Annotated in this window: 22 protein-coding genes and 1 other RNA gene; 1 reads left to right on the top strand and 22 read right to left on the bottom strand. The window is 60.4% G+C overall.

Annotated features, from left to right (window positions below):
- Positions 1–94: 94 nt before the first annotated feature.
- The 4 genes from M2401_RS00670 to secA form a co-directional block, all read right to left on the bottom strand.
- A complete protein-coding gene (locus M2401_RS00670; protein ID WP_259098395.1) occupies positions 95–1,039 on the bottom strand; it encodes a Nudix family hydrolase in 945 nt (314 codons plus the stop codon).
- Positions 1,040–1,041: 2 nt separating this feature from the next.
- Positions 1,042–1,668: a glutathione S-transferase family protein gene (locus M2401_RS00665; RefSeq protein WP_259098394.1), complete on the bottom strand. Its 627-nt coding sequence runs from the start codon at positions 1,666–1,668 to the stop codon at positions 1,042–1,044.
- A gap of 114 nt (positions 1,669–1,782) precedes the next feature.
- Positions 1,783–3,000, bottom strand: coding sequence for a bifunctional glutamate N-acetyltransferase/amino-acid acetyltransferase ArgJ (gene argJ / locus M2401_RS00660; protein ID WP_259098393.1), 1,218 nt, complete (start codon positions 2,998–3,000; stop codon positions 1,783–1,785).
- Positions 3,001–3,113: 113 nt separating this feature from the next.
- Complete coding sequence (gene secA, locus M2401_RS00655; RefSeq protein WP_259098392.1) at positions 3,114–5,855, bottom strand: preprotein translocase subunit SecA; 2,742 nt, start codon at positions 5,853–5,855, stop codon at positions 3,114–3,116.
- 306 nt (positions 5,856–6,161) lie between these two features.
- Between secA and M2401_RS00650 the strand changes: the two genes are divergently transcribed.
- Positions 6,162–6,617 (top strand): DUF721 domain-containing protein, encoded by a 456-nt coding sequence (locus tag M2401_RS00650; protein ID WP_259098389.1) that lies wholly within the window; start codon positions 6,162–6,164, stop codon positions 6,615–6,617.
- A 76-nt stretch (positions 6,618–6,693) separates the two neighbouring features.
- Here the strand turns inward: M2401_RS00650 and M2401_RS00645 are convergent, their stop codons facing one another.
- The 18 genes from M2401_RS00645 to rnpB all read right to left on the bottom strand — a co-directional run bounded on the left by M2401_RS00645 (position 6,694) and on the right by rnpB (position 26,362).
- Positions 6,694–7,647 (bottom strand): alpha/beta fold hydrolase, encoded by a 954-nt coding sequence (locus tag M2401_RS00645; protein WP_259098387.1) that lies wholly within the window; start codon positions 7,645–7,647, stop codon positions 6,694–6,696.
- 250 nt (positions 7,648–7,897) lie between these two features.
- Positions 7,898–8,809: a UDP-3-O-acyl-N-acetylglucosamine deacetylase gene (gene lpxC, locus M2401_RS00640; RefSeq protein WP_259098385.1), complete on the bottom strand. Its 912-nt coding sequence runs from the start codon at positions 8,807–8,809 to the stop codon at positions 7,898–7,900.
- Positions 8,810–8,921: 112 nt separating this feature from the next.
- Positions 8,922–10,106, bottom strand: a complete 1,185-nt coding sequence (gene ftsZ / locus M2401_RS00635) for a cell division protein FtsZ (protein WP_259098383.1) — start codon at positions 10,104–10,106, stop codon at positions 8,922–8,924.
- Between the two features lie 75 nt (positions 10,107–10,181).
- Entirely contained in the window at positions 10,182–11,447 is a 1,266-nt protein-coding gene (gene ftsA / locus M2401_RS00630) for a cell division protein FtsA (RefSeq protein WP_259098382.1), read from the bottom strand.
- A 14-nt stretch (positions 11,448–11,461) separates the two neighbouring features.
- On the bottom strand, positions 11,462–12,328 hold the full coding sequence (locus tag M2401_RS00625) for a cell division protein FtsQ/DivIB (RefSeq protein WP_259098380.1): 867 nt from the start codon (positions 12,326–12,328) through the stop codon (positions 11,462–11,464).
- Positions 12,329–12,330: 2 nt separating this feature from the next.
- Entirely contained in the window at positions 12,331–13,290 is a 960-nt protein-coding gene (locus M2401_RS00620; RefSeq protein WP_259098378.1) for a D-alanine--D-alanine ligase, read from the bottom strand.
- A complete protein-coding gene (murC, locus tag M2401_RS00615) occupies positions 13,287–14,747 on the bottom strand; it encodes a UDP-N-acetylmuramate--L-alanine ligase (RefSeq protein WP_259098376.1) in 1,461 nt (486 codons plus the stop codon). Before murC ends, M2401_RS00620 begins: the two co-directional genes overlap by 4 nt.
- On the bottom strand, positions 14,740–15,810 hold the full coding sequence (gene murG / locus M2401_RS00610; protein WP_259098374.1) for an undecaprenyldiphospho-muramoylpentapeptide beta-N-acetylglucosaminyltransferase: 1,071 nt from the start codon (positions 15,808–15,810) through the stop codon (positions 14,740–14,742). The genes murC and murG overlap by 8 nt, the downstream gene beginning before the upstream one ends.
- Positions 15,800–17,011, bottom strand: coding sequence for a putative lipid II flippase FtsW (gene ftsW, locus M2401_RS00605; protein WP_259099827.1), 1,212 nt, complete (start codon positions 17,009–17,011; stop codon positions 15,800–15,802). Before ftsW ends, murG begins: the two co-directional genes overlap by 11 nt.
- Positions 17,011–18,357, bottom strand: coding sequence for a UDP-N-acetylmuramoyl-L-alanine--D-glutamate ligase (murD, locus tag M2401_RS00600; RefSeq protein WP_259098372.1), 1,347 nt, complete (start codon positions 18,355–18,357; stop codon positions 17,011–17,013). Before murD ends, ftsW begins: the two co-directional genes overlap by 1 nt.
- Positions 18,358–18,362: 5 nt before the next feature.
- Positions 18,363–19,445, bottom strand: a complete 1,083-nt coding sequence (gene mraY / locus M2401_RS00595; protein WP_259098369.1) for a phospho-N-acetylmuramoyl-pentapeptide-transferase — start codon at positions 19,443–19,445, stop codon at positions 18,363–18,365.
- On the bottom strand, positions 19,445–20,815 hold the full coding sequence (murF, locus tag M2401_RS00590) for a UDP-N-acetylmuramoyl-tripeptide--D-alanyl-D-alanine ligase (protein WP_259098368.1): 1,371 nt from the start codon (positions 20,813–20,815) through the stop codon (positions 19,445–19,447). Before murF ends, mraY begins: the two co-directional genes overlap by 1 nt.
- Positions 20,808–22,271 carry a UDP-N-acetylmuramoyl-L-alanyl-D-glutamate--2,6-diaminopimelate ligase gene (locus M2401_RS00585; protein ID WP_259098366.1) on the bottom strand — a complete coding sequence of 488 codons (1,464 nt, stop codon included), beginning with the start codon at positions 22,269–22,271 and terminating at the stop codon, positions 20,808–20,810. The genes murF and M2401_RS00585 overlap by 8 nt, the downstream gene beginning before the upstream one ends.
- Positions 22,271–24,007: a penicillin-binding protein 2 gene (locus M2401_RS00580; protein ID WP_259099825.1), complete on the bottom strand. Its 1,737-nt coding sequence runs from the start codon at positions 24,005–24,007 to the stop codon at positions 22,271–22,273. The genes M2401_RS00585 and M2401_RS00580 overlap by 1 nt, the downstream gene beginning before the upstream one ends.
- Positions 24,007–24,300 carry a cell division protein FtsL gene (gene ftsL / locus M2401_RS00575; protein ID WP_259098364.1) on the bottom strand — a complete coding sequence of 98 codons (294 nt, stop codon included), beginning with the start codon at positions 24,298–24,300 and terminating at the stop codon, positions 24,007–24,009. The genes M2401_RS00580 and ftsL overlap by 1 nt, the downstream gene beginning before the upstream one ends.
- The gene (rsmH, locus tag M2401_RS00570) at positions 24,297–25,244 is read right to left on the bottom strand and encodes a 16S rRNA (cytosine(1402)-N(4))-methyltransferase RsmH (RefSeq protein ID WP_409033859.1); all 948 of its coding nucleotides are present in this window, start codon (positions 25,242–25,244) and stop codon (positions 24,297–24,299) included. The genes ftsL and rsmH overlap by 4 nt, the downstream gene beginning before the upstream one ends.
- The gene (mraZ, locus tag M2401_RS00565) at positions 25,241–25,696 is read right to left on the bottom strand and encodes a division/cell wall cluster transcriptional repressor MraZ (protein WP_259098363.1); all 456 of its coding nucleotides are present in this window, start codon (positions 25,694–25,696) and stop codon (positions 25,241–25,243) included. Before mraZ ends, rsmH begins: the two co-directional genes overlap by 4 nt.
- Positions 25,697–26,004: 308 nt before the next feature.
- Positions 26,005–26,362: RNase P RNA component class A (rnpB, locus tag M2401_RS00560), an RNA gene on the bottom strand.
- Positions 26,363–26,364: the final 2 nt, after the last annotated feature.

Genomic DNA, 26,364 nt, shown 5'->3' with positions numbered 1-26,364 from the left:
TGCTGCGCGACAGCGCGGCGTCGTAGACGGGGCGGGATCTCCCACTGTAATCGCCTCCACAATTCATTACCGCAGTTCACCGCCGAATATCGGGTTACTCCCCGGGCCAGAAGGCCCTGATACCCGCCACACCCTGCGCTCCAATGTCCCACGCCCGGCTTCGTTCATCCGGGCCAACCCCACCGAGCAGAAACACCGGTTTGCTGAAGCCCCCGATCAGTTCGCTTACCAGCTCCCAACCCAGAGGCACGGCCTCGGGGTGGGTCTGGGTCGGCTGGACCGGCGACAGGGTGACGAAATCCACGCCCATCTGCTCGGCCAGGGTCAGTTCTTCGGCGTTATGGCAGGACGCCGCCAGCCAGCGCTCTTCAGGGAAAGGACGGCCTTTGCTGGCGTACTTGCGCAGTTGCTCGGCGGTCAGGTGCCAGCCAGCGGCCGGGAAGTCGCCCAGCCACTCCAGCGGGCCTTTGAGCATCAGTTGCGCCTTGCCGGCACACAGGCCGACCGCATCCACCGCCAGATCGCGGTATTGCGGGTCATAGCGGTTCGGCGCACGCAGCTGGATCAGCTTGATGCCACTGGCAACGGCCTTCTGAATACCGCGCAGCAGCTCGCCGTTGTCCAGATCGTCCGGGGTAATCAAGTAATCGGCAGGCAGGCGCGCGGCAGCGACGATCGGCTGATTGGCCGCCGGGAAATCATAATTGACCAATTCGCGGTTGCTGACCCAGGCCAGCGGCTGGCCTTCGGCGCCGTGGGGCTCGCCCGTGAAGGACGAGACTTCCCAGACATCCAGCAACACCTGCTTGTCCGGGTAGTCGTGCTGGATTTTGATCAGCGGTCGGGCACTGCGCACGGCAATGCCCAACTCTTCCTTGAGTTCACGAGCCAGGGCCGCCTGCACGCTTTCGCCTGCCTCGACCTTGCCACCGGGAAACTCCCAGAGACCGCCCTGATGCTGGGTATCGGCACGGCGGGCGATGAGAATCCTGCCGTCAGTGCCGCGAATGACCGCCGCCGCTACATGAACTCGCTTCACAATTAACCTTCCTCTAGAGCAGCCTGTTGCCAGCGCTTGAAGGCCGGCCACTGGTAGATCGTTTCAACATAAGCCGCCGCCTCAGGGGGCAACGACACATGGTAGCTGCGCAGGCGCACGGCTACCGGAGCAAAGAACGCGTCGACAATGCCGGGCTTGCCGAACAGGAACGGACCACTTTCAGCGCACGCCTCACGGCACTCGGCCCACAGGGTAAATACCCGTTCGATATCGGTCTGGGTATTGACCGAGATGAACTCAGGCTCGGCGTCATGCTGCAAATCCATGGGCATATTCGAGCGCAGGCTCGGGAAGCCGCTGTGCATCTGTGCCGCTGCCGAACGCGCCTGGGCACGGGCGGCGACATCCTTGGGCCACAATTCGGCGTCCGGGAAGCGCTCGGCCAGGTATTCGCAGATCGCCAGAGAGTCGGCGATAAGTCCGTGCTCGCACTTGAGCGCAGGAATCTTGCCCGACGGCGAGTGTTCGAGAATCCGTTGCAGAGTATCTATCTGCTTCAGACGGATGATCTGCTCGGTGTAGGTCGTGCCGAGCATTTCCAGCACCAACCACGGGCGCAGGGACCAGGAGGAGTAACGTTTGTCGCCGATGAACAGGTGCAGGCTCATATTTAAAGCTCCCTTTTCAAGCCGCAAACCCTGTAGGAGCTGCCGCAGGCTGCGAACCTGTTCAATCGCTTCGCAGCCTTCGGCAACTCCTACAGGCCAGTTACGCGCATATAGTTACGTGCGGTATTCCGCGTTGATCTTCACGTATTCGTGGGACAGATCAGTGGTCCAGATGGTTTCGCTGCAATCACCACGGCCCAGTTCGATGCGGATGGTGATTTCTGCTTCGGCCATCACAGCCGAGCCTTGCTCTTCCGTGTAGGTAGTGGCACGGCAGCCCTGACGGGCGATGCAGACGGTGCCGAGGAACACGTCGATCTTGCTCACGTCCAGGTCCGACACACCGGCACGGCCGACAGCGGCGAGGATGCGGCCCCAGTTCGGGTCGGAAGCGAACAGCGCGGTCTTGATCAGCGGCGAGTGGGCGACGGTGTAGCCGACATCCAGGCATTCCTGGTGGTTGGCGCCGCCGTTGACTTGCACGGTAACGAACTTAGTCGCGCCTTCGCCGTCACGGACGATGGCCTGGGCCACTTCCATGCACACTTCGAAGACAGCCTTTTTCAACGCTTCGAAGACCGGGCCCTTGGCTTCGGTGACTTCTGGCAGCTTGGCCTGACCGGTGGCGATCAGCATGCAGCAGTCGTTGGTCGAGGTGTCGCCGTCGATGGTGATGCGGTTGAACGACTTGTTGGCACCGTCGCGGATCAGATCCTGCAACACGCTCTGGCTGACTTTGGCATCGGTGGCGATGTAGCCGAGCATGGTCGCCATGTTCGGCCGGATCATGCCCGCGCCCTTGCTGATGCCGGTCACAGTGACGGTCACGCCGTCATGCTGGAACTGGCGGCTGGCGCCCTTGGGCAGGGTATCGGTGGTCATGATGCCGGTGGCTGCGGCCGCCCAGTTATCTACAGAGAGGTCGTCGAGGGCCGCTTGCAGGGCGCCTTCGATCTTTTCCACAGGCAGCGGCTCGCCAATCACTCCGGTGGAATACGGGAGTACGGCAGTGGCATCGACGCCGGTCAGCTCGGCCAGCTTGGCGCAGGTACGGGTCGCGGCGATCAGGCCCGGCTCACCGGTGCCAGCGTTGGCGTTACCAGTATTGGTCAGCAGATAGCGCACAGGCCCTTGCACACGTTGCTTGGCCAGGATCACCGGCGCTGCGCAGAACGCATTGAGAGTGAAGACACCGGCGACGCTGGAGCCTTCGGCACAGCGCATGACCACGACGTCCTTGCGGCCTGGGCGCTTGATGCCCGCCGAGGAAATGCCAAGTTCAAAACCGGGGACCGGGTGCAGTGTCGGCAAAGGACCAAGACCAACAGCCATGAAGTGCGCTCCTTGAGAATCAGCTGGCGCCGTCCAGTGACGGCAATCGATGAAAAAACGCCGCGACGGCAGGGCCGGTCGCGGCGCGGGTATAGCTTTATCCGATCAGAAACTTAGCTGATCTGACCATGACAGTGCTTGAACTTCTTGCCCGAACCACACCAGCACAGCTCGTTACGACCCAACTTCTGATCATTGCGAACCGGCTCGGTGGCCACTGCGACATCATCACCCTCTTCAGCAGCCAGGGCCTGTGGTTGGTCCAGGCCTGGCGCAGACGGATGCTCGAACTGCATGCGCTGGGCCAGCTCTTCAGCTTCCTGGCGCAGACGGGCCTCTTCTTCGGCCGGGTCTTCGCGACGAACCTGAACGTGGGACAGGACGCGGATGGTGTCGCGCTTGATCGAGTCCAGCAGTTCCTGGAACAGGGTAAACGACTCGCGCTTGTATTCCTGTTTCGGGTTCTTCTGGGCATAACCACGCAGGTGAATACCGTGACGCAGGTGATCCATGGTCGACAGGTGATCTTTCCACAGGTCGTCCAGTACACGCAGCAGGATCTGCTTCTCGAAAGTACGCAGCGCCTCGGCACTGGCCTGCTCTTCCTTCTCGTTGTAGGACAGCAGCAGCTCTTCGAGCAGTTTGGTGCGCAGGGTGTCTTCGTGCAGGTGATCGTCTTCGTCGAGCCATTGCTGGACCGGCAGTTTCACGCCGAAGTCGCTGCTGATGGCCGCTTCCAGACCGGCGATATCCCACTGCTCCGGCAGCGATTGCTCAGGGATATGCTGGCTGATCAGGCTGTTGAGGACTTCTTCGCGGAACTCGGCAATGGTGTCACCAATGTTCGTCGCAGCCAGCAGGCTGTTACGCATGTGGTAGATCACTTTGCGCTGTTCGTTGGAAACGTCGTCGAACTCGAGCAGTTGCTTACGAATGTCGAAGTTGCGGCCTTCAACCTTGCGCTGAGCCTTTTCGATAGCGTTGGTCACCATGCGGTGCTCGATCGCCTCGCCGGACTGCATGCCCAGGGCCTTCATGAAGTTCTTCACCCGGTCAGAGGCGAAGATGCGCATCAGGCTGTCTTCCAGGGACAGGTAGAAGCGGCTGGAACCGGTGTCACCCTGACGACCGGCACGACCACGCAGCTGGTTGTCGATACGGCGCGATTCATGACGCTCGGACGCGATCACATGCAAGCCGCCGGCTTCGATGACCTGCTGATGACGCTTCTGCCAGTCGGCCTTGACCTGAGCGATCTGCTCCGGGGTCGGGTCTTCCATGTTGGCGACTTCGACTTCCCAGTTACCGCCCAACAGGATGTCAGTACCGCGACCAGCCATGTTGGTGGCGATGGTCAGGGCACCCGGACGACCAGCCTGGGCAATAATCTCGGCTTCTTTTTCGTGGAACTTGGCGTTGAGAACCTTGTGCTCGATACCTTCCTGGTTAAGCAGGGCGGACATGCGCTCGGAGGTCTCGATGGTCGCCGTACCGACCAGTACCGGACGGTTCTCGGCCAGACAGGCCTTGATGTCGGTAACGATGGCTGCGTACTTCTCGTCCGCAGTCAGGTAGACCAGGTCGTTGAAGTCCTTGCGCGCCAATGGCTTGTTCGGCGGGATGACCATCACGGCCAGGCTGTAGATCTGGTGGAACTCGAACGCTTCTGTATCGGCGGTACCGGTCATGCCGGACAGCTTGTTGTACAGGCGGAAGTAGTTCTGGAACGTGGTCGAGGCCAGCGTCTGGCTTTCGGCCTGGATGTTCAGGTGTTCCTTGGCTTCGATGGCCTGATGCAGGCCTTCGGACAGGCGACGGCCCGGCATGGTACGACCGGTGTGCTCGTCGACCAGCAGAACCTGACCGTCCTGAACGATGTATTCAACGTTGCGATGGAACAGCTTGTGCGCGCGCAGACCGGCGTAGACGTGGGTCAGCAGGCCCAGATTGTGCGCCGAGTACAGGCTTTCACCGACGGCCAGCAGGCCGACTTCGGTGAGCATCTCTTCGATGAACTGGTGACCGGACTCGTTCAGCTCGACCTGACGCGATTTCTCGTCGATGGAGTAGTGACCGGCCTTGGTGACCTGACCTTCCACTTCCTCGATGTGCTGCTCGAGTTTCGGGATCAGGCGGTTGATCTCGGTGTACAGCTTGGAACTGTCTTCGGCCTGGCCGGAGATGATCAAAGGCGTACGGGCTTCGTCGATAAGGATTGAGTCCACTTCGTCGATCACAGCGAAATTCAGCTCGCGCTGGAATTTTTCATCCAGGGCGAAAGCCATGTTATCGCGCAGGTAATCGAAACCGAATTCGTTGTTGGTGCCGTAGGTGATGTCGGATGCGTAGGCGGCACGCTTCTCTTCCGGCGGCTGGAACGGCGAGACGATGCCGACGCTCAGGCCGAGGAATTCGTACAGCGGGCGCATCCAGTTGGCGTCGCGACGAGCCAGGTAGTCGTTGACCGTGACCACATGCACGCCCTTGCCGGACAGTGCATTGAGGTAGACCGCCAGCGTACCCACCAGGGTCTTGCCTTCACCAGTGCGCATTTCCGCGATCATGCCTTCGTGCAGGGTAATACCGCCGATCAACTGAACGTCGAAGTGGCGCATGCCCATGACACGCTTGCCCGCTTCCCGCGCGACAGCGAAGGCTTCAGGAAGGAGGTTATCGAGGGTCTCGCCTTTGGCTATACGGGCCTTGAACTCTTCGGTCTTGGCGCGCAGTTGCTCGTCCGAAAGGGCCACCATTTGCTCTTCGAAGGCATTGACGATCTGTACCGTCTTGAGCATGCGTTTGACTTCACGCTCGTTCTTGCTTCCAAAAAGTTTTTTTAACAAAGGCGCAAACATATCGACAGGATCTTCCACACATAGGAATGGAGGGCGGCCCCGTGAGTCGCCCGTGCAGCCATCATGGCCGCATGCGAACGAGCATTCTACCCGGAAACGATGGTGAGGAAAGTGGCGTTATTCCACGATGCTGGCACAGCGCTGTAACGGGGCAGATCTACAATAGGGCCATTTCTTCGGACTTCAACCCATCAAAGGATGAAAGCACGTTATTGATTTACCGGTAAAAATACAGGAAAGCCGCGAAATCAGCAGGTCCCGGGCTTTCTGCTAACATGGGCTCCCACTTTTCCAAGGTGCCGTGTCATGGCTTTTCGTCCTCATTCCGCTCGTCTGCCCGCCGTGCTGCTGCGTGAAGCCAAGCCGCTGAAAGCCATTTTTCGTCACGCCCAGCGCCTCGGCCAGTTGCAAAGCCTGGTGGAAAGCCAGCTGCAACCGGCTGCCCGCGAGCATTGCCATGTGGCGTCCTGGCGCGAAGGCTCCTTGTTGTTGATTGTAACCGACGGCCACTGGGCCACTCGTCTGCGCTATCAACAGAAGCGTCTGTTGCGCCAGCTTCAGGCTTTCGACGAGTTCATCAATCTGGATCGCATCCTGTTCAAGGTACAACCGCCGACGGTGCCTCAGGGTGCCGCAGGTCATACCATCGATCTTTCCAGCGTCGCTGCCGAGAGTATCCAGGCCACCGCCGAGGGCATCACAGACCCGAAATTGCGCGCGGCGCTGGAGCGGTTGGCCAGTCACGCCAAGGCGCGGACCTAGCGCGGCCTTCCTGACGCGGGACCGGCCTGCTCCCGCTCGACGCTGATCCCTAACGGCTCATGCCAGTGCCTGGTGCTTACTTTGCTGTAAGAAACGGCAGCAACGCCTTTAACATCTCTTGCGGTGCTTCCTCCTGAGGATAGTGTCCTGCCCCCGGGATTACGCGGGCTGTCACATTGGCGGCGACCGGCGCCAACATATCCTTCAAGCCACCAGCGCGTGCAAATTCGCCGCCCACCGTCAGTACGGGCATCTTCAATGGGGTAAGCCCATGCTTTTTATTCTGCTCGATAGTTTGTGGGATGGCCCGGTAGTAGGCAAAACCTGCGCGCATTGCTCCAGGTTTTGAATAGGCACGAATATATTCTTCGGTCGCCAGATCAGTCGGCCGGTAAGCGAAGCTGTTAAACAGCCACTCCAGATAAATCCGCTCCTTGCCTTCGATCAGCGCCTCCGGCAAATCCACTAACTGGTTAAAAGCGAAATGCCAGGAACGCAGTGGATCAAGGCCCGGAATACCGGCCTCGGACAACACAATGCGGGAAATTTCGTCAGGGTAGTTGGCAGCCATGGAATAACCGATCCACATACCCACATCATGGCCAACCACGCTGTAAGCCGAATGTCCCAGTGATTGCATCAACTCGTGCAGATCCCGAGCGACGTTGTCCGTGTCATATCCGGACAGAGGTCGATTCGAATCTCCCAGACCACGCGGGTCAACGGCAATGACAGTGAAGTGCCGGGCCAGCTCCGGCATGATTTTATGCCAGGTATAAGCCGTTTGCGGCCAGCCTGGAATCAGCAGCAATGCAGGCCCTTTACCGCCCACGACATAATGCAAGCGGACGCGATCCTCATTCACGACGGCGTAGCCATCTTGAAAGTTGCAGGTTTCGCAGGATGCGTTGTTGGATGCGGCCTCAGCCGCAACGGAGTTCATCGGCAGCACGCCTGACAACAGATTCAGGCCCAAGGATAAAGATAATGTCGAAAGCAGGCTGCTGCCTTTCAGGGGGAACGATTTCATAGCGCGGTCTCCATCTGGAGCAAACTCATGAGAAGTATCAAAGGCAGACCAAGCTGCCTGATACGCCAAACGAGCAACTCTGAACGAAAGCAGACCTGAAGAATGCGCGAAATCACGTCCACTTGCGTAGGACACTTCTCTTTTAACGCTAGCACAGACACAGGGCCCAAGAAGCCGTGCCGAAAGCCTATAAAAAAAGGCCGTCCGAAGGCAGCCTTTGAAAAGCAAAAGGAAAGAGGGTGTTGCAGTCTTACACGGCCGCGACAGGACGCATGTAAGAAATAGGTGCCGTACTGGCATCTTCGAAGGTCACGACTTCCCAGGCGTCTTTCTGCTCGATCAACGTGCGCAGCAGACGATTGTTCAGTGCATGCCCCGATTTGAAGCCACGGAACTCACCAATCAGGCTATTGCCCAGCAGGTAGAGATCGCCGATGGCATCGAGAATCTTGTGTTTGACGAATTCGTCCTCGTAACGCAGGCCGTCTTCGTTGAGTACACCATCCTTGTCTACAACGATGGCGTTTTCCACACTGCCGCCGAGTGCGAGGTTGTGCTTGCGCAGGTATTCGATATCACTCATGAACCCGAAGGTCCGGGCGCGGCTGACTTCCTTGACGAAGGAAGTGCTGGAAAAATCCACGCTCGCACTTTGGGTGCGATCCTTGAAAACCGGGTGATCGAAATCGATCTCGAAACTCACCTTGAAACCTTCGAAAGGCACGAAAGTAGCGCGCTTGGCACCATCTTCCACTGACACTTCCCGCAGGATCCGGATGAATTTCTTCGGCGCGTCCTGTTCTTCCAGGCCTGCCGACTGAATCAGGAATACGAAGGGTCCCGCGCTGCCGTCCATGATGGGGACTTCGGAGGCAGAGAGTTCGACGTAGGCGTTATCGATGCCCAGGCCAGCCATGGCCGAGAGCAAGTGTTCTACGGTGTCGACTTTGACATCACCGCTGACCAGAGTGGTCGACAGTGTGGTGTCACCGACATTTTCCGCACGCGCAGGGATTTGCACCACGGGGTCGAGGTCAGCACGACAAAACACGATGCCGGTATTCACAGGCGCAGGCTTGAGGGTCAGGTAAACCTTTTCCCCCGAGTGCAGGCCTACACCTGTGGCACGGATAATATTCTTCAGGGTGCGTTGTTTAATCATGGCATGGGCCGCTTCAGCGCAAGTTGCGAACTGGTATCAACAAAGGCTGGCGATAATAGCAGACCCGGCCTTTGCTGAACACCAATCACCCGAATACCCCTGATACATTTCATCAATCGGCCTGACGACGCAGGAAAGCTGGGATGTCCAGATAGTCCAGGTCATCGTTCGGGTTCATCTTCGCAGCCGTGGTAGCGCCTGCATGAGCCTGGTTACGCATCACGGTAGGACGCTCCAGATCGCGATAGTTCACCGTTCCGGTTTCCTGACGAGCAGGCTGAGCCGACGCGGCTTGCGTGGTCTGCATGGTGTTGTCGATGACCTTCATCGGCTTCTCGATTTTCGCGCCAAGGCCGGTGGCAACAACAGTCACGTGCAACTCGTCACGCATGTCCGGATCGATAACAGTACCGACCTTGACCATCGCGTGCTCGGAAGCGAACGCTTCGATGATGCTACCCACGTCCGAGTACTCACCCAGAGACAGGTCAGGACCGGCAGTGATGTTGACCAGGATGCCGCGTGCGCCCTGCAGATTGACGTCTTCCAGCAACGGGTTGCGGATGGCGGCTTCTGTGGCTTCACGTGCACGGTTAGGACCGCTGGCTGCGCCAGTGCCCATCATGGCCATGCCCATTTCGCTCATGACAGTACGTACGTCAGCGAAGTCAACGTTGATCATGCCCGGACGTTTGATGATGTCGGAGATACCGCGAACGGCACCGGCCAGTACATCGTCAGCCTTGGCGAAAGCCGACAAGAGGCTTGCGTCTTTACCGAGGATGGTCAGCAGCTTCTCGTTGGGGATGGTGATCAACGAGTCGACGCTTTCCGACAGCAGGCGGATGCCTTCGTCGGCGATCTGCATGCGCTTGCGACCTTCGAACGGGAACGGACGCGTCACCACCGCAACGGTGAGGATGCCCATCTCCTTGGCCACTTCAGCGATGATCGGCGCTGCACCGGTACCGGTACCACCGCCCATGCCTGTGGTGATGAACACCATGTTGGTGCCTTGCAGGACTTCTGCAATGCGCTCACGGTCTTCCATGGCAGCCTGACGGCCGACTTCCGGATTGGCACCTGCACCCAGACCCTTGGTAACGCCGGTACCCAACTGCAGAATGGTCCGCGCGCCGATGTTTTTCAGGGCTTGAGCATCAGTGTTGGCGCAGATGAATTCGACGCCTTCGATGTTGCTCTTGACCATGTGGTTAACAGCGTTGCCGCCGCCACCACCCACGCCGATAACTTTGATTACCGGGCTTTGCGGGACGTTGTCTACGAGTTCGAACATTTTCCCTCTCCTTTCATTTTTCTGGTTGTTTCGCCTACTACCTGCCGCTACCACTTTTGAAGCTTTGAAACTGAATCAGAAGTTGCCCTGAACCCAACGCTTGAGTCGCTCCAGCACCGGCGCCTTGGCTTCATCGCTGTAGCCGCCGCCGCTGTTGTGGTGACTCATGCCGGACAGGGAAATACCGTCGGACTGCTTTTGCAGCCCGTACAGCAACAGGCCGACACCTGTGGAATAGATAGGGTTGCGCACCACATCGGCGAGCCCCTTGACGCTATGCGGCACACCGAGGCGTACCGGCATGTGGAAGATTTCCTCGGCCAGCTCCACCGCACCTTCCATTTTCGAGGTGCCACCGGTCAGCACGATGCCGGCCGGGATCAGGTCTTCGTAGCCGCTGCGACGCAGCTCGGCCTGGATCAGGGTGAACAGCTCGTCGTAACGCGGCTCGACCACTTCGGCCAGGGCCTGGCGCGACAGTTCGCGCGGTGGACGGTCGCCAACGCTTGGCACCTTGATGGTTTCACCGGCACCAGCCAGCTTGGCCAGGGCGCAGGCATAACGGATCTTGATTTCTTCGGCGTACTGGGTCGGCGTACGCAGGGCCATGGCGATGTCGTTGGTGACCTGGTCGCCGGCAATCGGGATCACCGCCGTGTGACGAATGGCGCCTTCGGTGAAGATGGCAATGTCAGTCGTGCCGCCGCCGATATCCACCAGGCACACGCCCAGCTCTTTCTCGTCATCGGTCAGCACCGAGTAGGCCGAGGCCAGTTGCTCGAGAATGATGTCGTCGATTTCCAGACCGCAGCGACGCACACATTTTTCGATGTTCTGCGCCGCGTTCACCGCGCAGGTCACGACGTGAACCTTGGCTTCCAGACGCACGCCCGACATGCCCAGGGGCTCGCGAACGCCTTCCTGGTTATCGATTACGTAGTCCTGGGGCAGCGTGTGCAGCACGCGCTGGTCGGCAGGGATCGCCACGGCCTGGGCCGCATCGAGTACCCGTTCCAGATCCGCTGCGCTGACTTCACGGTCGCGAATGGCGACGATGCCGTGGGAGTTCAGGCTGCGGATATGGTTGCCCGCCACGCCGACGAACGCCGAGTGGATCCGGCAACCGGCCATCAGCTGCGCTTCTTCTACGGCGCGCTGGATCGATTGCACGGTGGATTCGATGTTCACCACCACGCCCTTCTTCAGGCCGCGGGATGGATGCGTACCGATACCGACGATTTCCACCGTGCCATCGGCCGCGACCTCGCCTACCAGTGCCACCACCTTGGAGGTACCGATATCCAGTCCGACGATCATTTTGCCGCTTTGCACGTTTGCCATGGTCCTGCCTCTTGTCAATTCTTCGCGACGGCGGGTTTGTCCGTCGTAGCCGCTGCCTGCTCACGCCATCCGACAGCAAGGCCGTTGGAATAACGCAGGTCGATGCGGGCAATATTCGTAATCTGTTCCTTGAGCGTTTTTTCGTATATCGCGATAAAACGGCGCATTTTCTCGACGAGATGATCTCGTCCCAGCAACAACTCGATACCCGGGCCTGAACTGCCGGCCCCGGTAGTCAGGAACCAGCTGCCGCGCTCGCGCAACTCCAGGCGCGCGATCGAGAAGCCCAGTGGACGCAACATCTGGCTCAACACCTGATACTGCTGCATCACCTGCTGCTGCGCGCGCTGCGGGCCGAACAACTGCGGCAGATGCTCGTAGTTGGCCAACTCCCGTGGCGCGAACGCCTGGCCCTGGTTGTTGAGCAAGGCGCCATCACCCCAACGGGCGACCGGCAGTTGCTCTTCAAGCCGGATCACCACCTGGTCAGGCCACACGCGACGCACTTCGGCGTGGGCGATCCAGGGCATGGTTTCCAGTTCGGTACGCATGCTGGTCAGGTCGATGGTGAAAAAACTTGCCGCCACATAGGGCGCAATACGTTGCTGCACAGCCTGCTGGCTGATGTAACTCAAATCGCCCTGCACGTTGATCTTGGTGATCGGCCGGTCGGCATAGGGCAGCAAGCGCTGCGCCGCCTCGTAGGCACCAAAGCCCAGCGCCACCAGCATCACCGGCCAGAACAGGCCCTTGAGGAACCCGAAACTCGGCTTGGGCATGCGCGCCGACAGTGGCTCCTTGGCCACCATGCGACTGGCACCACGCGGCACCGGCTTGCGGCCGGGAGCGGGTTGCTGTTGACGAGCCGACGCGCCTTGCATGCTTAACCTCGCGCCTCAACACTGTCGGCCAGAATCGCCAACACCAGTTGCTGGAAATCCAGCCCGACGCCGCGTGCGGCCATGGGAACCAGACTGTGATCGGTCATGCCGGGAACGGTGTTCACTTCCAGCAGCCAGAATTTGCCCTCGGTGTCCTGCATCACGTCGGTGCGTCCCCAGCCGGCAATACCGATGGCGTCGCAGGCCCGCGCGGTCAGGTCCATGAGTTCCTGTTCCTTTTCCACGGACAGCCCGCAGGGCATCCGGTACTGGGTATCGGAAGCCAGGTACTTGGCGTCGTAGTCGTAGAAAGTGTGGGGAGTGCCCAGGCCGATCGGCGGCAGGATCTGGTCGCGCAGCGAAGCGACAGTGAACTCTGGACCTTGAATCCATTGTTCGACCAAAACTTGCGAATCGTAGGTACTGGCTGCTTTCCATGCGGCGATCAATTCGTCGGCGCTGGTCACTTTGGCCATACCAATACTGGAACCTTCATGGGCCGGTTTGACGATCAAAGGCAGGCCCAGTTCCGCAACGGCAGAAATACAATCGTCTTCGCTGCCCAGAACGGCGTGAAGCGGGGTCGGCAGGCCGAGGCTTTGCCACACCTGCTTGGTCCGCAGCTTGTCCATCGCCAGGGCCGAAGCCAGTACGCCGCTGCCGGTGTAAGGGATCTCCAGGCACTCCAGCAGGCCCTGCATGGTGCCGTCTTCGCCGCCACGACCGTGCAGCACGATAAAGGCGCGGTCGATCTTCTCGCTGGCCAGACGCTGCAACAGGTCGTCGCCGACATCGATGCCAAAGGCCTCGACGCCCGCGTTCAGCAGCGCTTCAAGCACCGCCTTGCCGGACTTCAACGACACCGGCCGCTCGGAGCTCTTGCCACCGAAGAGCACGGCAACGCGGCCGAAGCTTTTCGGTTCGAGGGTCGAGATCAATGCGGCTTGCACGGCGTTGCTCATTTCAGCTTCCCTTCAGTCGGCGCAACCACGGCACCCGCGAACAGCGGGCTGCGCAGCAGGCTCGGCGCCAGACCACCAATGTCGCCCGCGCCCTGGCACAGCAGGATGTCGCCGGCACGCAGCAGTGGCTTGACCAGCGGCGCCAGTTCGACGCCACGTTCGATGTAGATCGGATCCAGTTGCCCGCGCTGACGGATGCTGTGAGCCAGTTGGCGGCTGTCAGCGCCGGGGATGGGCTCTTCGCCCGCCGGATAGACTTCCATCAACAGCAGGACATTGGCGTCGTTGAGCACCTGCACGAAGTCGTCGTAGAGGTCACGGGTACGGCTGAAACGGTGCGGCTGGTAGACCATCACCAGTCGGCGATCCGGCCAACCGCCACGTACGGCGTTGATCACTGCGGCGACTTCCCGCGGGTGGTGACCGTAGTCGTCGACCAGCATTACATGGCCGCCTTCGACCGGCAGCTCGCCGTACACCTGGAAGCGTCGACCGACGCCCTGGAAGCCCGACAGGCCCTGAACGATGGCTTCATCGCTGATGCCTTCGTCGGTGGCGATACAGATGGTCGCCAGGGAGTTCAATACGTTGTGGTTGCCCGGCATGTTCACCGACACGTCCAGCGGCTCACGGTCGCGACGCAGCACGGTGAAGAACGTTTGCATGCCCTCCTGACGCACGTTGATGGCACGCACGTCGGCGTTTTCATGGAAGCCGTAAGTCATGATCGGACGCTTGACCGACGGCATGATGTCGCGCACCACCGGATCGTCGATGCAGACCACGGCCAGGCCATAGAACGGCAGGTTGTGCAGGAACTCGACGAAGGTTTTCTTCAGTTTGTTGAAGTCGCCTTCGTAGGTCGCCATATGGTCGGCGTCGATATTGGTGACCACAGCCACCAGCGGTTGCAGGTGCAGGAAACTGGCGTCGCTTTCATCGGCTTCAGCGATCAGGTAGCGGCTGGTGCCCAGCTGCGCGTTGGTCCCGGCTGCGTTCAAGCGGCCACCGATGACGAACGTCGGGTCCAGGCCGCCAGCGGCGAACACCGAAGCGATCAGGCTGGTAGTGGTGGTCTTGCCATGCGTACCGGCAACGGCGATGCCGTGGCGATAGCGCATCAGCTCGGCGAGCATTTCGGCACGCGGTACCACGGGAATGCGACGCTCAAGGGCGCTGGCGACTTCCGGGTTGGAGGTGTTCACGGCGCTGGAAACCACCAGCACGTCGGCACCCACAGTGTTTTCGGCCTGATGACCGATAAAAATATGCGCGCCGAAGGATTGCAGGCGCTCGGTAACCGGCGAAGCCTTGAGGTCGGAACCGGAGACGTCATAGCCCAGGTTCAGCAGTACTTCGGCGATCCCGCACATGCCCACACCGCCGATACCGACGAAGTGAATACGACGGATACGGCGCATTTCCGGTTGTGGCATTGCCCGTTGATTCTCAACCATGGACCACCTCCAGGCAGGTATCGACGACAGTGTTGGTGGCGTTCGGCTTGGCCAGACGACGGGCCGTGCGGGCCATGGTGTTCAGTTGTTCGGGTTGCATCAAAACCTCTGTCAGGCGCGCCGCCATTTCGGCCGCGCCGGTTGTCGCTTGTGGCATGACGAAGGCTGCACCTTCGCGGGCCAGGTATTGGGCATTGCGCGACTGGTGATCGTCGATCGCATGGGGCAGCGGGATCAGCAACGAGGGCAGACCGGCCGCGGCCAGTTCGCTGATGGTCAGGGCACCGGCCCGGCAGACCACCAGATCGGCCCAGCTATACGCTTCGGCCATGTCCTGGATGAACGGCGCGACCTGCGCCTCGACACCGGCGGCGCGATAACGCTCGGCAGTGACGCCATCGTGTTTCTTGCCAGACTGGTGGAACACTTCAGGGCGCATGTCCGCAGGGACCAGCGCCAGTGCTTCAGGCAGCAGCTTGTTCAACGGCTCGGCACCCAGGCTGCCGCCCAGTACCAACAGACGCGCGCGGCGGCCGACCAATTCCTGCTTGGGCGTCTCGTAGAACAGCTCGGTACGCACCGGGTTGCCGGTGGTACGGCGCTTCGGCGAGACCGGGAAGGTATTCGGGAACGCCTCGCAAATTCGGCTGGCAAACGACGCCAGGCTACGATTGGCTGTGCCAGCCACGGCGTTCTGCTCATGGATCACCAAAGGCACTTTCGCCAACTTCGCCGCCAGGCCGCCAGGGCCGGTGACATAGCCACCGAAGCCAATGACGCACTGCGGCTTGAGCTCACGCATGACCTTGCGCGCCTGTTGCAGCGCCTTGAACAGCATGAACGGCGCCTTCAACAGCGACAGCTTGCCCTTGCCGCGCAAACCGGTGGCGTCGATCAGATGCAGAGGGATACCTGCGCCGGGCACCAGCTCGTTTTCGATGCCGCGCGGGGTCCCCAGCCAGTGCACTTTATAGCCACGGGCCTGGAATTCGCGGGCACAGGCCAGCGCCGGGAATACATGCCCGCCGGTGCCGCCCGCCATGATCAGTACGTTAGCGTCCATGGGGTGGCTCCTCGGCGAAGTCACTTTCGCTGAATTCGGTTTCTTCACTGCCCATGTTGTTGCGCGATTCCCATTCGATGCGCAGCAACAACCCCAGGCTGGCACAGCAGATCACCAGGGAACTGCCGCCGTAGCTGAGGAATGGAAGGGTCAGGCCCTTGGTCGGCAGCAGGCCGACGTTCACGCCGATGTTGATCAGGAACTGGCCGATCCACAGGAACGACAGGCCATAGGCGACATAAGCCGCGAAATACTGTTTGGCGCGCTCGGCCCACATGCCGATGTACATGCCACGGATACTGACGAAGACAAACAGCGCCACGGTGGCCAGGGAGCCAACCACACCCAGCTCTTCAGCGAGTACGGAGAATACGAAGTCAGTGTGCGCTTCAGGCAGATAGAACTGCTTCTGCACACTGTTACCGAGACCGACGCCGAACCACTCGCCGCGACCGAAAGCGATCAGGGCCTGGGTCAACTGGTAGCCGGAACCGAACTGATCGGCCCATGGGTCAGTAAAGGTGGTCAGACGCGCCATCCGGTAAGGCTGGGCCTGGACCAGGACGAAGACCGCACCGACCGCCAGCACCACCATCAAGGTGAAGCGGAACAGGCCGACGCCGCCGAGGAACAGCATCGCCGCCGCCGAGCCCATCATGACCACGGTGGCACCGAAGTCCGGCTCCATCAGCAATAGACCAGCCATGGGCAGCAGTACGATGAACGGCTTGAAGAAGCCCATCCAGCTTTCGCGCACTTCCTGTTGGCGGCGGACCAAATAGCCGCCGAGGAAAATCACCACGAAGACCTTGGCGATTTCCGAAGGCTGCACGTTGAACGCACCGAAGCCGATCCAGCGGATCGAACCGTTGACCTCACGGCCGATGCCGGGCACCAGAACCATCAACAGCAGGCCGAAGGCAGCGATCAGCATCAGCCAGCCCAGACGCTGCCAGGTGGCTACCGGAATCAGCATGGTCACGCCGCAGGCGACAAGACCGATCACCAGATAAATCAGGTGACGGATCATCATGTACAGCGGGTTGCCCGATTGCACGGCGGCCACTTCCGACGACGCAGAAGTGATCATCACCAGGCCCAGGCCGAGCAGCGCCAGGCAACCGGCGAGCATCGGGAAGTCGACATCGATGCCACGGCCACTGATCAGCGGCGACGGATACGGCTTGATGACTCCGAGAATCATGCCAAGCCCTCCACTGCCTGCGCGAACAACCGACCGCGCTCTTCGTAGTTCTTGAACATATCCAGGCTGGCGCAGGCAGGCGACAGCAATACGGCGTCCCCGCTCTGGGCGACTTCGGCGCTGCGTTGCACGGCTTCTTCCAGGCTAGTCACACGAATCAGGGGTACGGCATCACCCAGGGTCTGGGCGAGCCGTTCGGCATCGCGGCCCAACAGGACCACGGCGCGGCAGTGGGCGGTAACCGGCGTGCGCAGACCGCTGAAATCAGCGCCCTTGCCATCGCCACCGGCGATCAGCACCAGCTTGCCGGGAATATCGGCCCCCAGACCTTCGATGGCCGCCAGGGCCGCACCAACGTTGGTGGCTTTGGAATCGTTGTAATAGCTCACGCCTTCACGCTCGCGCAGCCACTGGCAGCGATGCTCGAGGCCAGTGAAGGAACGCAGGCTGCTGAGCATCGCATCCATCGGCAGGCCCACGGCATGACCGAGCGCCAAAGCAGCCAGGGCATTGGCCTGATTGTGTGCGCCGCGCATCTTCAGCTCGCTGACGGGCATCAGGTTGTCGAACTGGAAGGCGAGGTATTTCTCGCCGTTCTCTTCGCGCAGACCGAAGCCATGGAAGTCCGGTTTGTTCAGGCCGAAGGTCCAGCAGGGCTGGCCTTCGGTCATCAATGGCCGCGACAGGGCATCCTGACGGTTGACCACCACTTGCCGCGCGCCCTGGAAAATCCGGTGCTTGGCCAGGTGATAAGCCGGCAGGCCGCTGTAGCGGTCCATGTGGTCTTCGCTGATATTAAGCACAGTGGCCACTTCAGCACCGAGCTGAGTGGTGGTTTCCAGCTGGAAGCTGGACAGCTCCATAACGTACAGCTCGACGGCGTCGTCGAGCAGATCCAGGGCCGGTGTGCCGAGGTTGCCGCCCACCGCCACACGCTTGCCGGCCGCTGCGGCCATCTCGCCCACCAGGGTGGTCACGGTGCTTTTCGCATTGGAGCCGCTGATGGCAATGATCGGCGCCTTGGCGTTGCGCGCGAACAGGTCGATATCGCCGGACATTTTCACGCCCCGCGCGGCCGCCTGCTGCAACGCTGGAGTCGCCAGAGCCAGGCCCGGGCTGACATACAGCTCGTCGGCGCGGCAGAGGAATTCCACGTCCAGCTCACCACAACGCACGTCTACCTGCGGATAGTCACGACGCAAGGTCGCCAGTTCCGGCGGGTTCTCCCGCGTATCGGCCACGGCAAACGACACGCCCCGGTTCGCCAGGAAGCGAACCAGGGACATGCCGCTCTTGCCGAGACCGACAATGATGCGGAAGTGGTCAGACGCGATCAGAGACACTCGTTCTACCTCAACTTCAGCGTGGCAAGGCCGACCAATACGAGAATCACGGTGATGATCCAGAAACGGACGATCACGCGTGGCTCGGGCCAGCCCTTGAGTTCAAAGTGGTGATGGATGGGCGCCATGCGGAAAACACGGCGACCGGTCAGCTTAAAGGACGCAACCTGAATCACCACTGACAGGGTCTCCATCACGAACACACCGCCCATGATGAACAGGACGATTTCCTGACGAACAATCACGGCGATGGTGCCCAGTGCGGCGCCCAGTGCCAGGGCACCGACGTCACCCATGAAGACCTGGGCCGGATAGGTGTTGAACCAGAGGAAGCCCAGGCCCGCACCGATCAGCGCGCCGCAGAACACGATCAGCTCACCGGCGCCCGGTACATAAGGAATCAGCAGGTATTCGGCGAATTTCACGTTACCCGACAGGTAGGCGAAGATCCCCAGTGCGCCGCCGACCATGACCGTGGGCATGATGGCCAGGCCGTCGAGACCGTCGGTCAGGTTGACCGCGTTACTGGAGCCGACGATGACGAAATAGGTCAGGACAATGAAGCCGGCACCCAGAGGGATACCGACATCCTTGAGCATCGGGATCAGCAGGGTGGTTTCCACCGGCGATTGCGCAGTCATATAAAGGAAGATCGCCGCGCACAGGCCGAACACCGACTGCCAGAAGTACTTCCAGCGGCTTGGCAGGCCCTTGGAGTTCTTCTCGATCACCTTGCGATAGTCGTCAACCCAGCCAATCGCACCGAACAGCAGGGTCACGGCCAGCACGACCCAAACATAACGGTTGCTCAGGTCAGCCCACAACAGGGTACTGATGCCGATGGCCGACAGGATCAGCGCGCCACCCATGGTCGGCGTGCCGGATTTGGACAAGTGCGACTGCGGCCCATCGTTGCGCACGGATTGACCGATCTGCCGATTCTGCAGGGCGCGAATCATCCATGGCCCCAGGCACAGCGACAGCGACAGTGCCGTCAGCACGCCGAGAATCCCGCGCAGAGTCAGGTACTGAAAGACCGCAAAGCCTTTGTAGAACTGTTGTAGATACTCGGCCAACAGCAGCAGCATTAATGTTTCTCCAGGCTGGTAGCGCACAAGGCAGCAACGACGTTTTCCATTGCTGCGCTGCGCGAACCCTTGATCAAAATGGTTGTTTGAGTGTCCTGCTCGGCATCCAGAGCAGCAATCAGGTCAGCCTGATTGGCAAAATGGCGCGCATGCTCGCCGAAGGCGCGCACGGCGTGAACCATCAACGGACCAACGGCGTACAACGCCGAGACTTTGCCGGCGGCATAGGCGCCGACATCGTGATGACCCTGTTCGGCCCAGTCGCCCAGCTCACCGATATCACCCAGTACCAGTACGGTACGCCCGGCAAAACCGGCGAGGATATCGACGGCGGCGTTCACCGAAGTCGGGTTGGCGTTATAGGTGTCATCGATGACCCGCAGCCCTTTGCTCGACAGCTGGGCCACAGTGCGGCCCTTGACCGGCTGCACACTGTTCAGGCCTTCAACGATGCCGCTCAGGCTCACGCCCAGGGCGCTCGCGGCAGCGGCGGCGGCCATGGCATTGGTCACGTTGTGAGTGCCGAGCAGATTCAGTTGCACCGCCGCCGAGCCATCAGGGCTATGCAGGGTAAAGGCCGGGCAGCCGCGCGGATCCACATGCAGATCACTGGCATACAGGTCGGCCGCCGGGTTATTCAGGGAGAAACTCAGCAACGGCCGACCGCCTGCACGGGCCTTCCAGATCGGGAAAGCCTTGTCGTCCAGGTTGAGCACAGCGGTGCCGGTGGCATTGAGCCCTTCGATAATCTCGCCCTTGGCCTCGACAATCTTGTCCGGGCCGCCGAACTCGCCGACATGGGCGGTCCCGGCGTTGGTGATGATCGCCACATGAGGCTGAGTCAGGCTGACGGTAAAGGCAATTTCACCGACCCGCGAGGCGCCCAATTCGATCACGGCAGCGGCATAGTCGGTGTTCAGATCCAGCAGCGTCAGCGGCACACCCAACTCATTGTTGAGATTGCCACGGGTAGCCAGGACCGGACCGCGAGTGCGCAGGATGCTGGCAAGCATCTCCTTGACCGTGGTCTTGCCGCTGGAACCGGTGACCGCAGCCACTGGCCGGTCGATAAAGGCATTGCGACTCAGCGCGCCCATCTGGGCCAGGGCCTTGCGGGTATCCTGAACAACCAGTTGCGCCAACGGTGCATCGGCAATTTCGCGCTCGACCAGAGCTGCCACGGCGCCGCTGTCGCAGACCTGCTCCAGGTAATCATGACCGTCGAAACGCGGACCGGTCAGGGCTACGAACAATTGACCTGGCTTTATCGAGCGGCTGTCGATGCTGACGCTATCGAAGCTGCAATCGTCGCCAATCAGCCGGGCATCCAGAGGTGTGAGCAGTTCGTGCAGGAACAGTGGCTTAAGCATGAGCCACCTCCCACGCCGCCAGGGCCTTGGCCGCTTCTTCCAGATCGGAGAACGCATGGCGCTGGCCATTGATTTCTTGATAGTCCTCGTGACCTTTGCCCGCCAAGACCAGCACATCGCCAGCATTGGCAGCGGCGATCAGCTCGGCGATAGCCTGACCACGGCCCTCGACAAAACGCACTTTATCCACAGCGAGGAAGCCGGGGCGGATATCGTCGAAGATTGCCGTCGGTACTTCACTGCGCGGGTTGTCATCGGTGACCAGCACGCCATCAGCCAGACGCTCGGCGACTTCGGCCATCAACGGACGCTTGCCGCGATCACGGTCGCCACCACAGCCGAACAGGCACAGCAACTGGCCTTTGGCATGGGGACGCAAGGCTTCGAGAACTTTTTCCAGGGCATCGGGGGTGTGGGCGTAATCGACCACAACCAGTGGCTTCGCGCCGCCACCCAGACGCTGAATGCGGCCCGCCGGGCCTTCCAGCTTCGGAAGCACCGCAAGAATTTCATCCAGGGCGTAATCCATGCCCAACAAGGCGCCGACTGCGGCCAGCACGTTGCTCAGGTTGAAGCGCCCGAGCAGCGTACTGCGCAGGAAATGCTCGCCATGACGGGTTACCAGCGTGGCGCGCACACCATCATCGTCGAACTGCGCATCGCGGCAATAAAGAGAAGCGGCAGAATCCAGCAGGCTGTAGGTGATCAACCGCGACTCATGCTCTTCGTCAGCCAGGCGGCGACCGAACTCGTCGTCCAGGTTGATGACCCGGCAGGCCAGGTTCGGCCAGGCAAACAGTTTCGCCTTGGCATCGCCATAGGCCTGCATGGTGCCGTGGTAATCCAGGTGGTCCCGGGACAGGTTGGTCAGCACTGCAACATCGAAGGCCAGGGCCGCTACACGCCCCTGATCCAGGCCATGGGAAGACACTTCCATGGCTACGGCGCGAGCACCGGCTTTCTTCAATTCAGAAAGTGTGGCCTGTACCGAAATGGCGTCGGGCGTGGTCAGCATGCCGCTCTGCAGGGCGCCATGGAAACCGCTGCCCAAGGTGCCGAGCAAGCCGCAAGGCTGGCCGAGCAGATCAAGGGCCTGAGCCACAAGCTGGGTAACGCTGGTCTTGCCATTGGTGCCGGTAACGCCGACCAGATTCAGGCTGCGGCTCGGATCGCCGTAGAAGCGCCCGGCCACGGCGGACAACTGAGCCGCCAGGCTTTTTACCGGGATCAACGGTACATCGGTGATCGGCAGTACAGTCGCGCCCGCCGCCTCGTAGGCCACGGCGGCAGCGCCACGGTTCAGGGCATCGGCGATATGTTCACGACCATCGACCTTGCCACCGGGGACTGCCAGGAACAGATCACCGGCGCGCACCTTGCGGCTGTCGAGTGCCAGCTCGCGAATCAACAGATCGCGCTCGGCATGGGGAAACAGCTTGTTCAAATTAAGCGACATCAGCCACGTCCTCCTTTGACAGGAACCGGCACAGCATTGGCCGTTTCCTGCGGCTGGGCTGCCAGGTTGTCCGGCGTGACGTTCATCAAGCGCAGGGTGCCGGACATCACTTTGCTGAACACCGGAGCAGAAACCAGACCACCGAAGTAACCGCCTTTGCTCGGCTCATCGATCACGACCACGATGGCGTAGCGCGGATTGCTCATCGGCCCGAAGCCAGCGAACAGCGAGCGGTAGGCATTCTCTTCATAACCCTTGGTGCCGACAGACGTCTTACGTGCAGTACCACTCTTGCCAGCAACGTGATACGACGGAACACGGGCTCGATAGACGCCGCGCGGGTCTTCGATCACCTGTTGCAACATACCTTGCAGAGTCTTGGCGGTTGCTTCCGGAATCGCCTGCATCGCTGTCGGTGGCGCATCGGACTTGAGGATGGTCAACGGCACGATCCGGCCATTGTTAGCCAGCGCCGCATAGGCGTGCACCAGTTGCAGGGCCGTTACCGACAAACCGTAGCCGTAGGACAGGGTTGCGGTTTCTGCCTTGCGCCACTCGCGGTAGTTAGGCAGGTTGCCCACACGCTCGCCGGGGAACCCCAGACCGGTGTACTGACCCAGACCAACGCGCTGCATGGCGCGGAAAATCGCCTCGCCACCGACGTCGAAAGCCACCTTGCTCATCCCCACGTTACTGGAGTTGATCAGGATGCCGGTCAGGTCGAGAACCGGACCTTCGGTCTTGGTCACGTCGCGGATGGTGTATTTGCCGATCTGCAGAGTACCGGGGTACACCTCGACCTTGTCGCTCGGCTTCCAGCGGCCGCTGTCCAGCGCGGCGGTCATGGAGATCGGCTTCATGGTCGAACCGGGCTCGAACACGTCGATGATCGCGCGGTTACGCATGGCCGCAGGGACCATGGTGCGCCGATTGTTCGGGTTGTAGGTGGGCTGATTGACCATGGCAAGGACTTCACCGGTCTTCACATCCATGATCACCAGACTTCCCGCCTTCGCATCATTCTCGATGATGGCGTTGCGTAATTCACGAGTGGCCAGATATTGCAGGCGCAGATCAATAGACAAAGCCAAGGTCTTCCCGGCCTTGGCGTTTTTAGTGACCTGGACATCCTTGATAAGGCGTCCCTTTCGGTCCTTGATAACCTGTCGTCGACCGGGGACCCCGGCCAGCCAGTCATCGTAGGCAAGCTCGACCCCTTCCCGGCCGTGGTCATCCAGGTCGGTGAAGCCAACCATATGGGCGGTCACGTCACCGGCCGGATAGAAGCGGCGGAATTCTTCAATGGCGTAGACGCCCGGTACTTTCAAGTCGACGACCGACTGGCCCTGCTCCGGGGTCAGGCCGCGAACCAGATAGATGAATTCTTTGTTGGCCTGGCTATCAAGACGCTCGGTCAGGCTCTTCACGTCTTGGCCCAGGGCGGCAGCGAGAGCCGGCCACTTGGTTTTGTCCGCCTGCATTTCCTTGGGGTTGGCCCACAGGGTAGTCACCGGCGTACTGACGGCAAGAGGCTCGCCGTTGCGGTCAGTGATCAAGCCACGGTGCGCCGGAATCGGAATGTGCCGCACGCTGCGCGCATCACCCTGTTCCTTGAGGAAGGTGTGGTCGACGACCTGCAGGTCGATGATCCGCCAGGAAATCGCAGCAACCATGATGGTGAGCAGGCCCACCACGACGCGGAAGCGCCACGGGTAGAGTGCCCCTTCCAGCTTCATCATGGTGCGACCATCCGGATATCGGCCGCATTGGGAATGCGCATCTTCAACTGATCAGTAGCCAGTTGTTCGATACGACTGTGGGCGGTCCAGGTGCTCTGCTCGAGGATCAACCGGCCCCACTCGGCCTGCGCCTTGTCGCGCACGCTGAGTTCGGAATAGAGGGAGTTGAGCAGTTGCCGGTTCCAGTGGGCGCTGTAGGAAACGCCGATTGCCGACACCAGAACGGCAATAAACAACAGCAGCATGATAAAGCTGCCGGTTGGCAAAGGCTTGAGAAACAGCCGACTCATCGGAGCTTCTCCGCCACACGCATGACAGCGCTGCGCGAACGCGGGTTGGCACGGGTCTCTTCATCGGAAGCGAACTGCGCCTTGCCGACCAGACGGATCTTCGGTTCGAACACCTTGTGCTGGATCGGCAGGTTGCGCGGCATGTTGTCCGCCTCGCCCTTGACCAGCTTGCGCATGAACAGTTTGACGATACGGTCTTCCAGCGAATGGAAGCTGATGACTACCAGGCGGCCACCGACCTCCAGGGCCTCCAGGGCAGCTTCAAGACCGGCTTCCAGATCGCCCAGTTCGTTGTTGACGTGAATACGCAGGCCCTGGAACGCACGGGTCGCCGGGTTCTTGCCCTTTTCCCAGGCAGGGTTGGCAACCTTGAGCACTTCGGCCAGATCGCCAGTGCGCTCGAACGGCTGCACTGCGCGGCGCGCCACGACAGCACCGGCCATGCGCTTGGCAAAACGCTCTTCGCCGTATTCCTTGAAGACACGGGCGATTTCTTCAACAGGCGCGGTGGCGATGAACTCGGCGGCACTCATGCCCCGGCTCGGGTCCATGCGCATATCCAGAGGGCCGTCGTTCATGAAGCTGAAGCCGCGCTCAGGGTCGTCCAGTTGCGGCGACGACACGCCCAGGTCCAGCAGAATGCCGCCGACCTTACCTTCAAGACCGCGGGTTTGCAGCTCGCTGCCCAGCTCGGCAAAGCTGCGCTGCACAATGACAAAGCGGCCGTCTTCGGCCGCTAGCGCTTGCCCGGTGGCAATCGCTTGAGGATCCTTGTCGAACCCTAGCAACCTGCCATCAGGGCCCAAATGCTGGAGTATCAACCGGCTATGCCCGCCGCGCCCGAACGTGCCATCCAGATAGCAGCCACCAGAACGCACCGCGAGAGCCTCTACAGCCTCGTCGAGCAATACGGTGATGTGGGTAAAGCCGCTATTTATAGTCACAGAATCAGATCACGCAGTTCATCAGGCATCGCGCCAGGTTTTTGAATGGCCGCAAGATCCGCATCAGCAAGAGCGTTCCAGGCGTCCTCGTCCCACAATTGAAACTTGTTCAGTTGCCCCACCAACATCACGCGCTTATCCAGCTTGGCGTAGTCGCGCAAACGCGGAGGAACAACAAAACGACCGCTGCCATCCAGCTCCAGGTCGACGGCATTGCCGATCAAGAGTCGCTGCAAGCGGCGGTTCTCTTCGCGAAAAGTTGCCAGTTCGCGCAATTTGGCTTCGATCAGTTCCCACTCGGAAAGTGGGTAAAGGCATAAGCAAGGGTCTACAGCGTCAATAGTCACTATCAACTGGCCACCACTGCGCGAATCGAGCTCGTCGCGGTACCGGCTCGGCATAGCGAGACGTCCCTTGGCGTCGAGATTGATTGCGTTGGCACCACGAAACACGGCGCATTCTCCGAATTCTAACTATTTGCGCTGAAAAAACCCACTTCATGCCACTTTCTGCCACTTGCGCACACTATAGGAATGCGTCCACCACACCGTCAAGGCGCCGTCCTAAGGAAAACCCTTACAGAACGGAGATTTAGCAGCGGTTTCGGATGACGGAAGAGAATTTAGGTGAGGTTTTGCCAGATAAACTCGCGACAGCTCAGAAAGCTACGTGTCGAAGTTAAAGTGATTTGTCACATATAAGATTTTTTCGGTATTACCGACGAGCGCTTCTGCTTGCGAAAAACAGAAAGAGGGGAAAGGTGGAGAGTCGATCTGTAAGCCGGGTTCTGTCGAGGACAGTCATTCCTCTACGACGGCCATCACTGGACGTCTTTAGCAACCTACCCGGTTCCAGCGCGGGCCACGCCTAGGAACCCTATTTGGTCTTGCTCCGAGTGGGGTTTGCCTAGCCACGAACTGTTACCAGACGTGCGGTGCGCTCTTACCGCACCTTTTCACCCTTACCGGCGCCGAAGCGCTTAGGCGGTTATTTTCTGTGGCACTTTCCGTAGGCTCGCGCCTCCCAGGCGTTACCTGGCACTCTGCCCTATGGAGCCCGGACTTTCCTCCCCCCCTAAATGGCGAACCAAAAGGGGCAGCGACTGTCCAATCGACTCTCC

The organism is Pseudomonas sp. JUb42, assembly GCF_024807945.1.
In the GTDB taxonomy this organism is placed as follows: domain Bacteria; phylum Pseudomonadota; class Gammaproteobacteria; order Pseudomonadales; family Pseudomonadaceae; genus Aquipseudomonas.
The sequence above is the reverse complement of the archived record's forward strand: the minus strand, read 5'-3'. Positions and strand labels throughout refer to the sequence as shown.

Bases quoted from the DNA above. Each gene is read 5' to 3' on its own strand.
- M2401_RS00665 (WP_259098394.1), bottom strand. From the start codon at position 1,668: ATGAGCCTGCACCTGTTCATCGGCGACAAACGTTACTCCTCCTGGTCC.
- argJ (WP_259098393.1), bottom strand. From the start codon at position 3,000: ATGGCTGTTGGTCTTGGTCCTTTGCCGACACTGCACCCGGTCCCCGGT.
- secA (WP_259098392.1), bottom strand. From the start codon at position 5,855: ATGTTTGCGCCTTTGTTAAAAAAACTTTTTGGAAGCAAGAACGAGCGT.
- M2401_RS00650 (WP_259098389.1), top strand. From the start codon at position 6,162: ATGGCTTTTCGTCCTCATTCCGCTCGTCTGCCCGCCGTGCTGCTGCGT.
- M2401_RS00645 (WP_259098387.1), bottom strand. From the start codon at position 7,647: ATGAAATCGTTCCCCCTGAAAGGCAGCAGCCTGCTTTCGACATTATCT.
- lpxC (WP_259098385.1), bottom strand. From the start codon at position 8,809: ATGATTAAACAACGCACCCTGAAGAATATTATCCGTGCCACAGGTGTA.
- ftsZ (WP_259098383.1), bottom strand. From the start codon at position 10,106: ATGTTCGAACTCGTAGACAACGTCCCGCAAAGCCCGGTAATCAAAGTT.
- ftsA (WP_259098382.1), bottom strand. From the start codon at position 11,447: ATGGCAAACGTGCAAAGCGGCAAAATGATCGTCGGACTGGATATCGGT.
- M2401_RS00625 (WP_259098380.1), bottom strand. From the start codon at position 12,328: ATGCAAGGCGCGTCGGCTCGTCAACAGCAACCCGCTCCCGGCCGCAAG.
- M2401_RS00620 (WP_259098378.1), bottom strand. From the start codon at position 13,290: ATGAGCAACGCCGTGCAAGCCGCATTGATCTCGACCCTCGAACCGAAA.
- murC (WP_259098376.1), bottom strand. From the start codon at position 14,747: ATGGTTGAGAATCAACGGGCAATGCCACAACCGGAAATGCGCCGTATC.
- murG (WP_259098374.1), bottom strand. From the start codon at position 15,810: ATGGACGCTAACGTACTGATCATGGCGGGCGGCACCGGCGGGCATGTA.
- mraY (WP_259098369.1), bottom strand. From the start codon at position 19,445: ATGCTGCTGCTGTTGGCCGAGTATCTACAACAGTTCTACAAAGGCTTT.
- murF (WP_259098368.1), bottom strand. From the start codon at position 20,815: ATGCTTAAGCCACTGTTCCTGCACGAACTGCTCACACCTCTGGATGCC.
- M2401_RS00585 (WP_259098366.1), bottom strand. From the start codon at position 22,271: ATGTCGCTTAATTTGAACAAGCTGTTTCCCCATGCCGAGCGCGATCTG.
- M2401_RS00580 (WP_259099825.1), bottom strand. From the start codon at position 24,007: ATGAAGCTGGAAGGGGCACTCTACCCGTGGCGCTTCCGCGTCGTGGTG.
- ftsL (WP_259098364.1), bottom strand. From the start codon at position 24,300: ATGAGTCGGCTGTTTCTCAAGCCTTTGCCAACCGGCAGCTTTATCATG.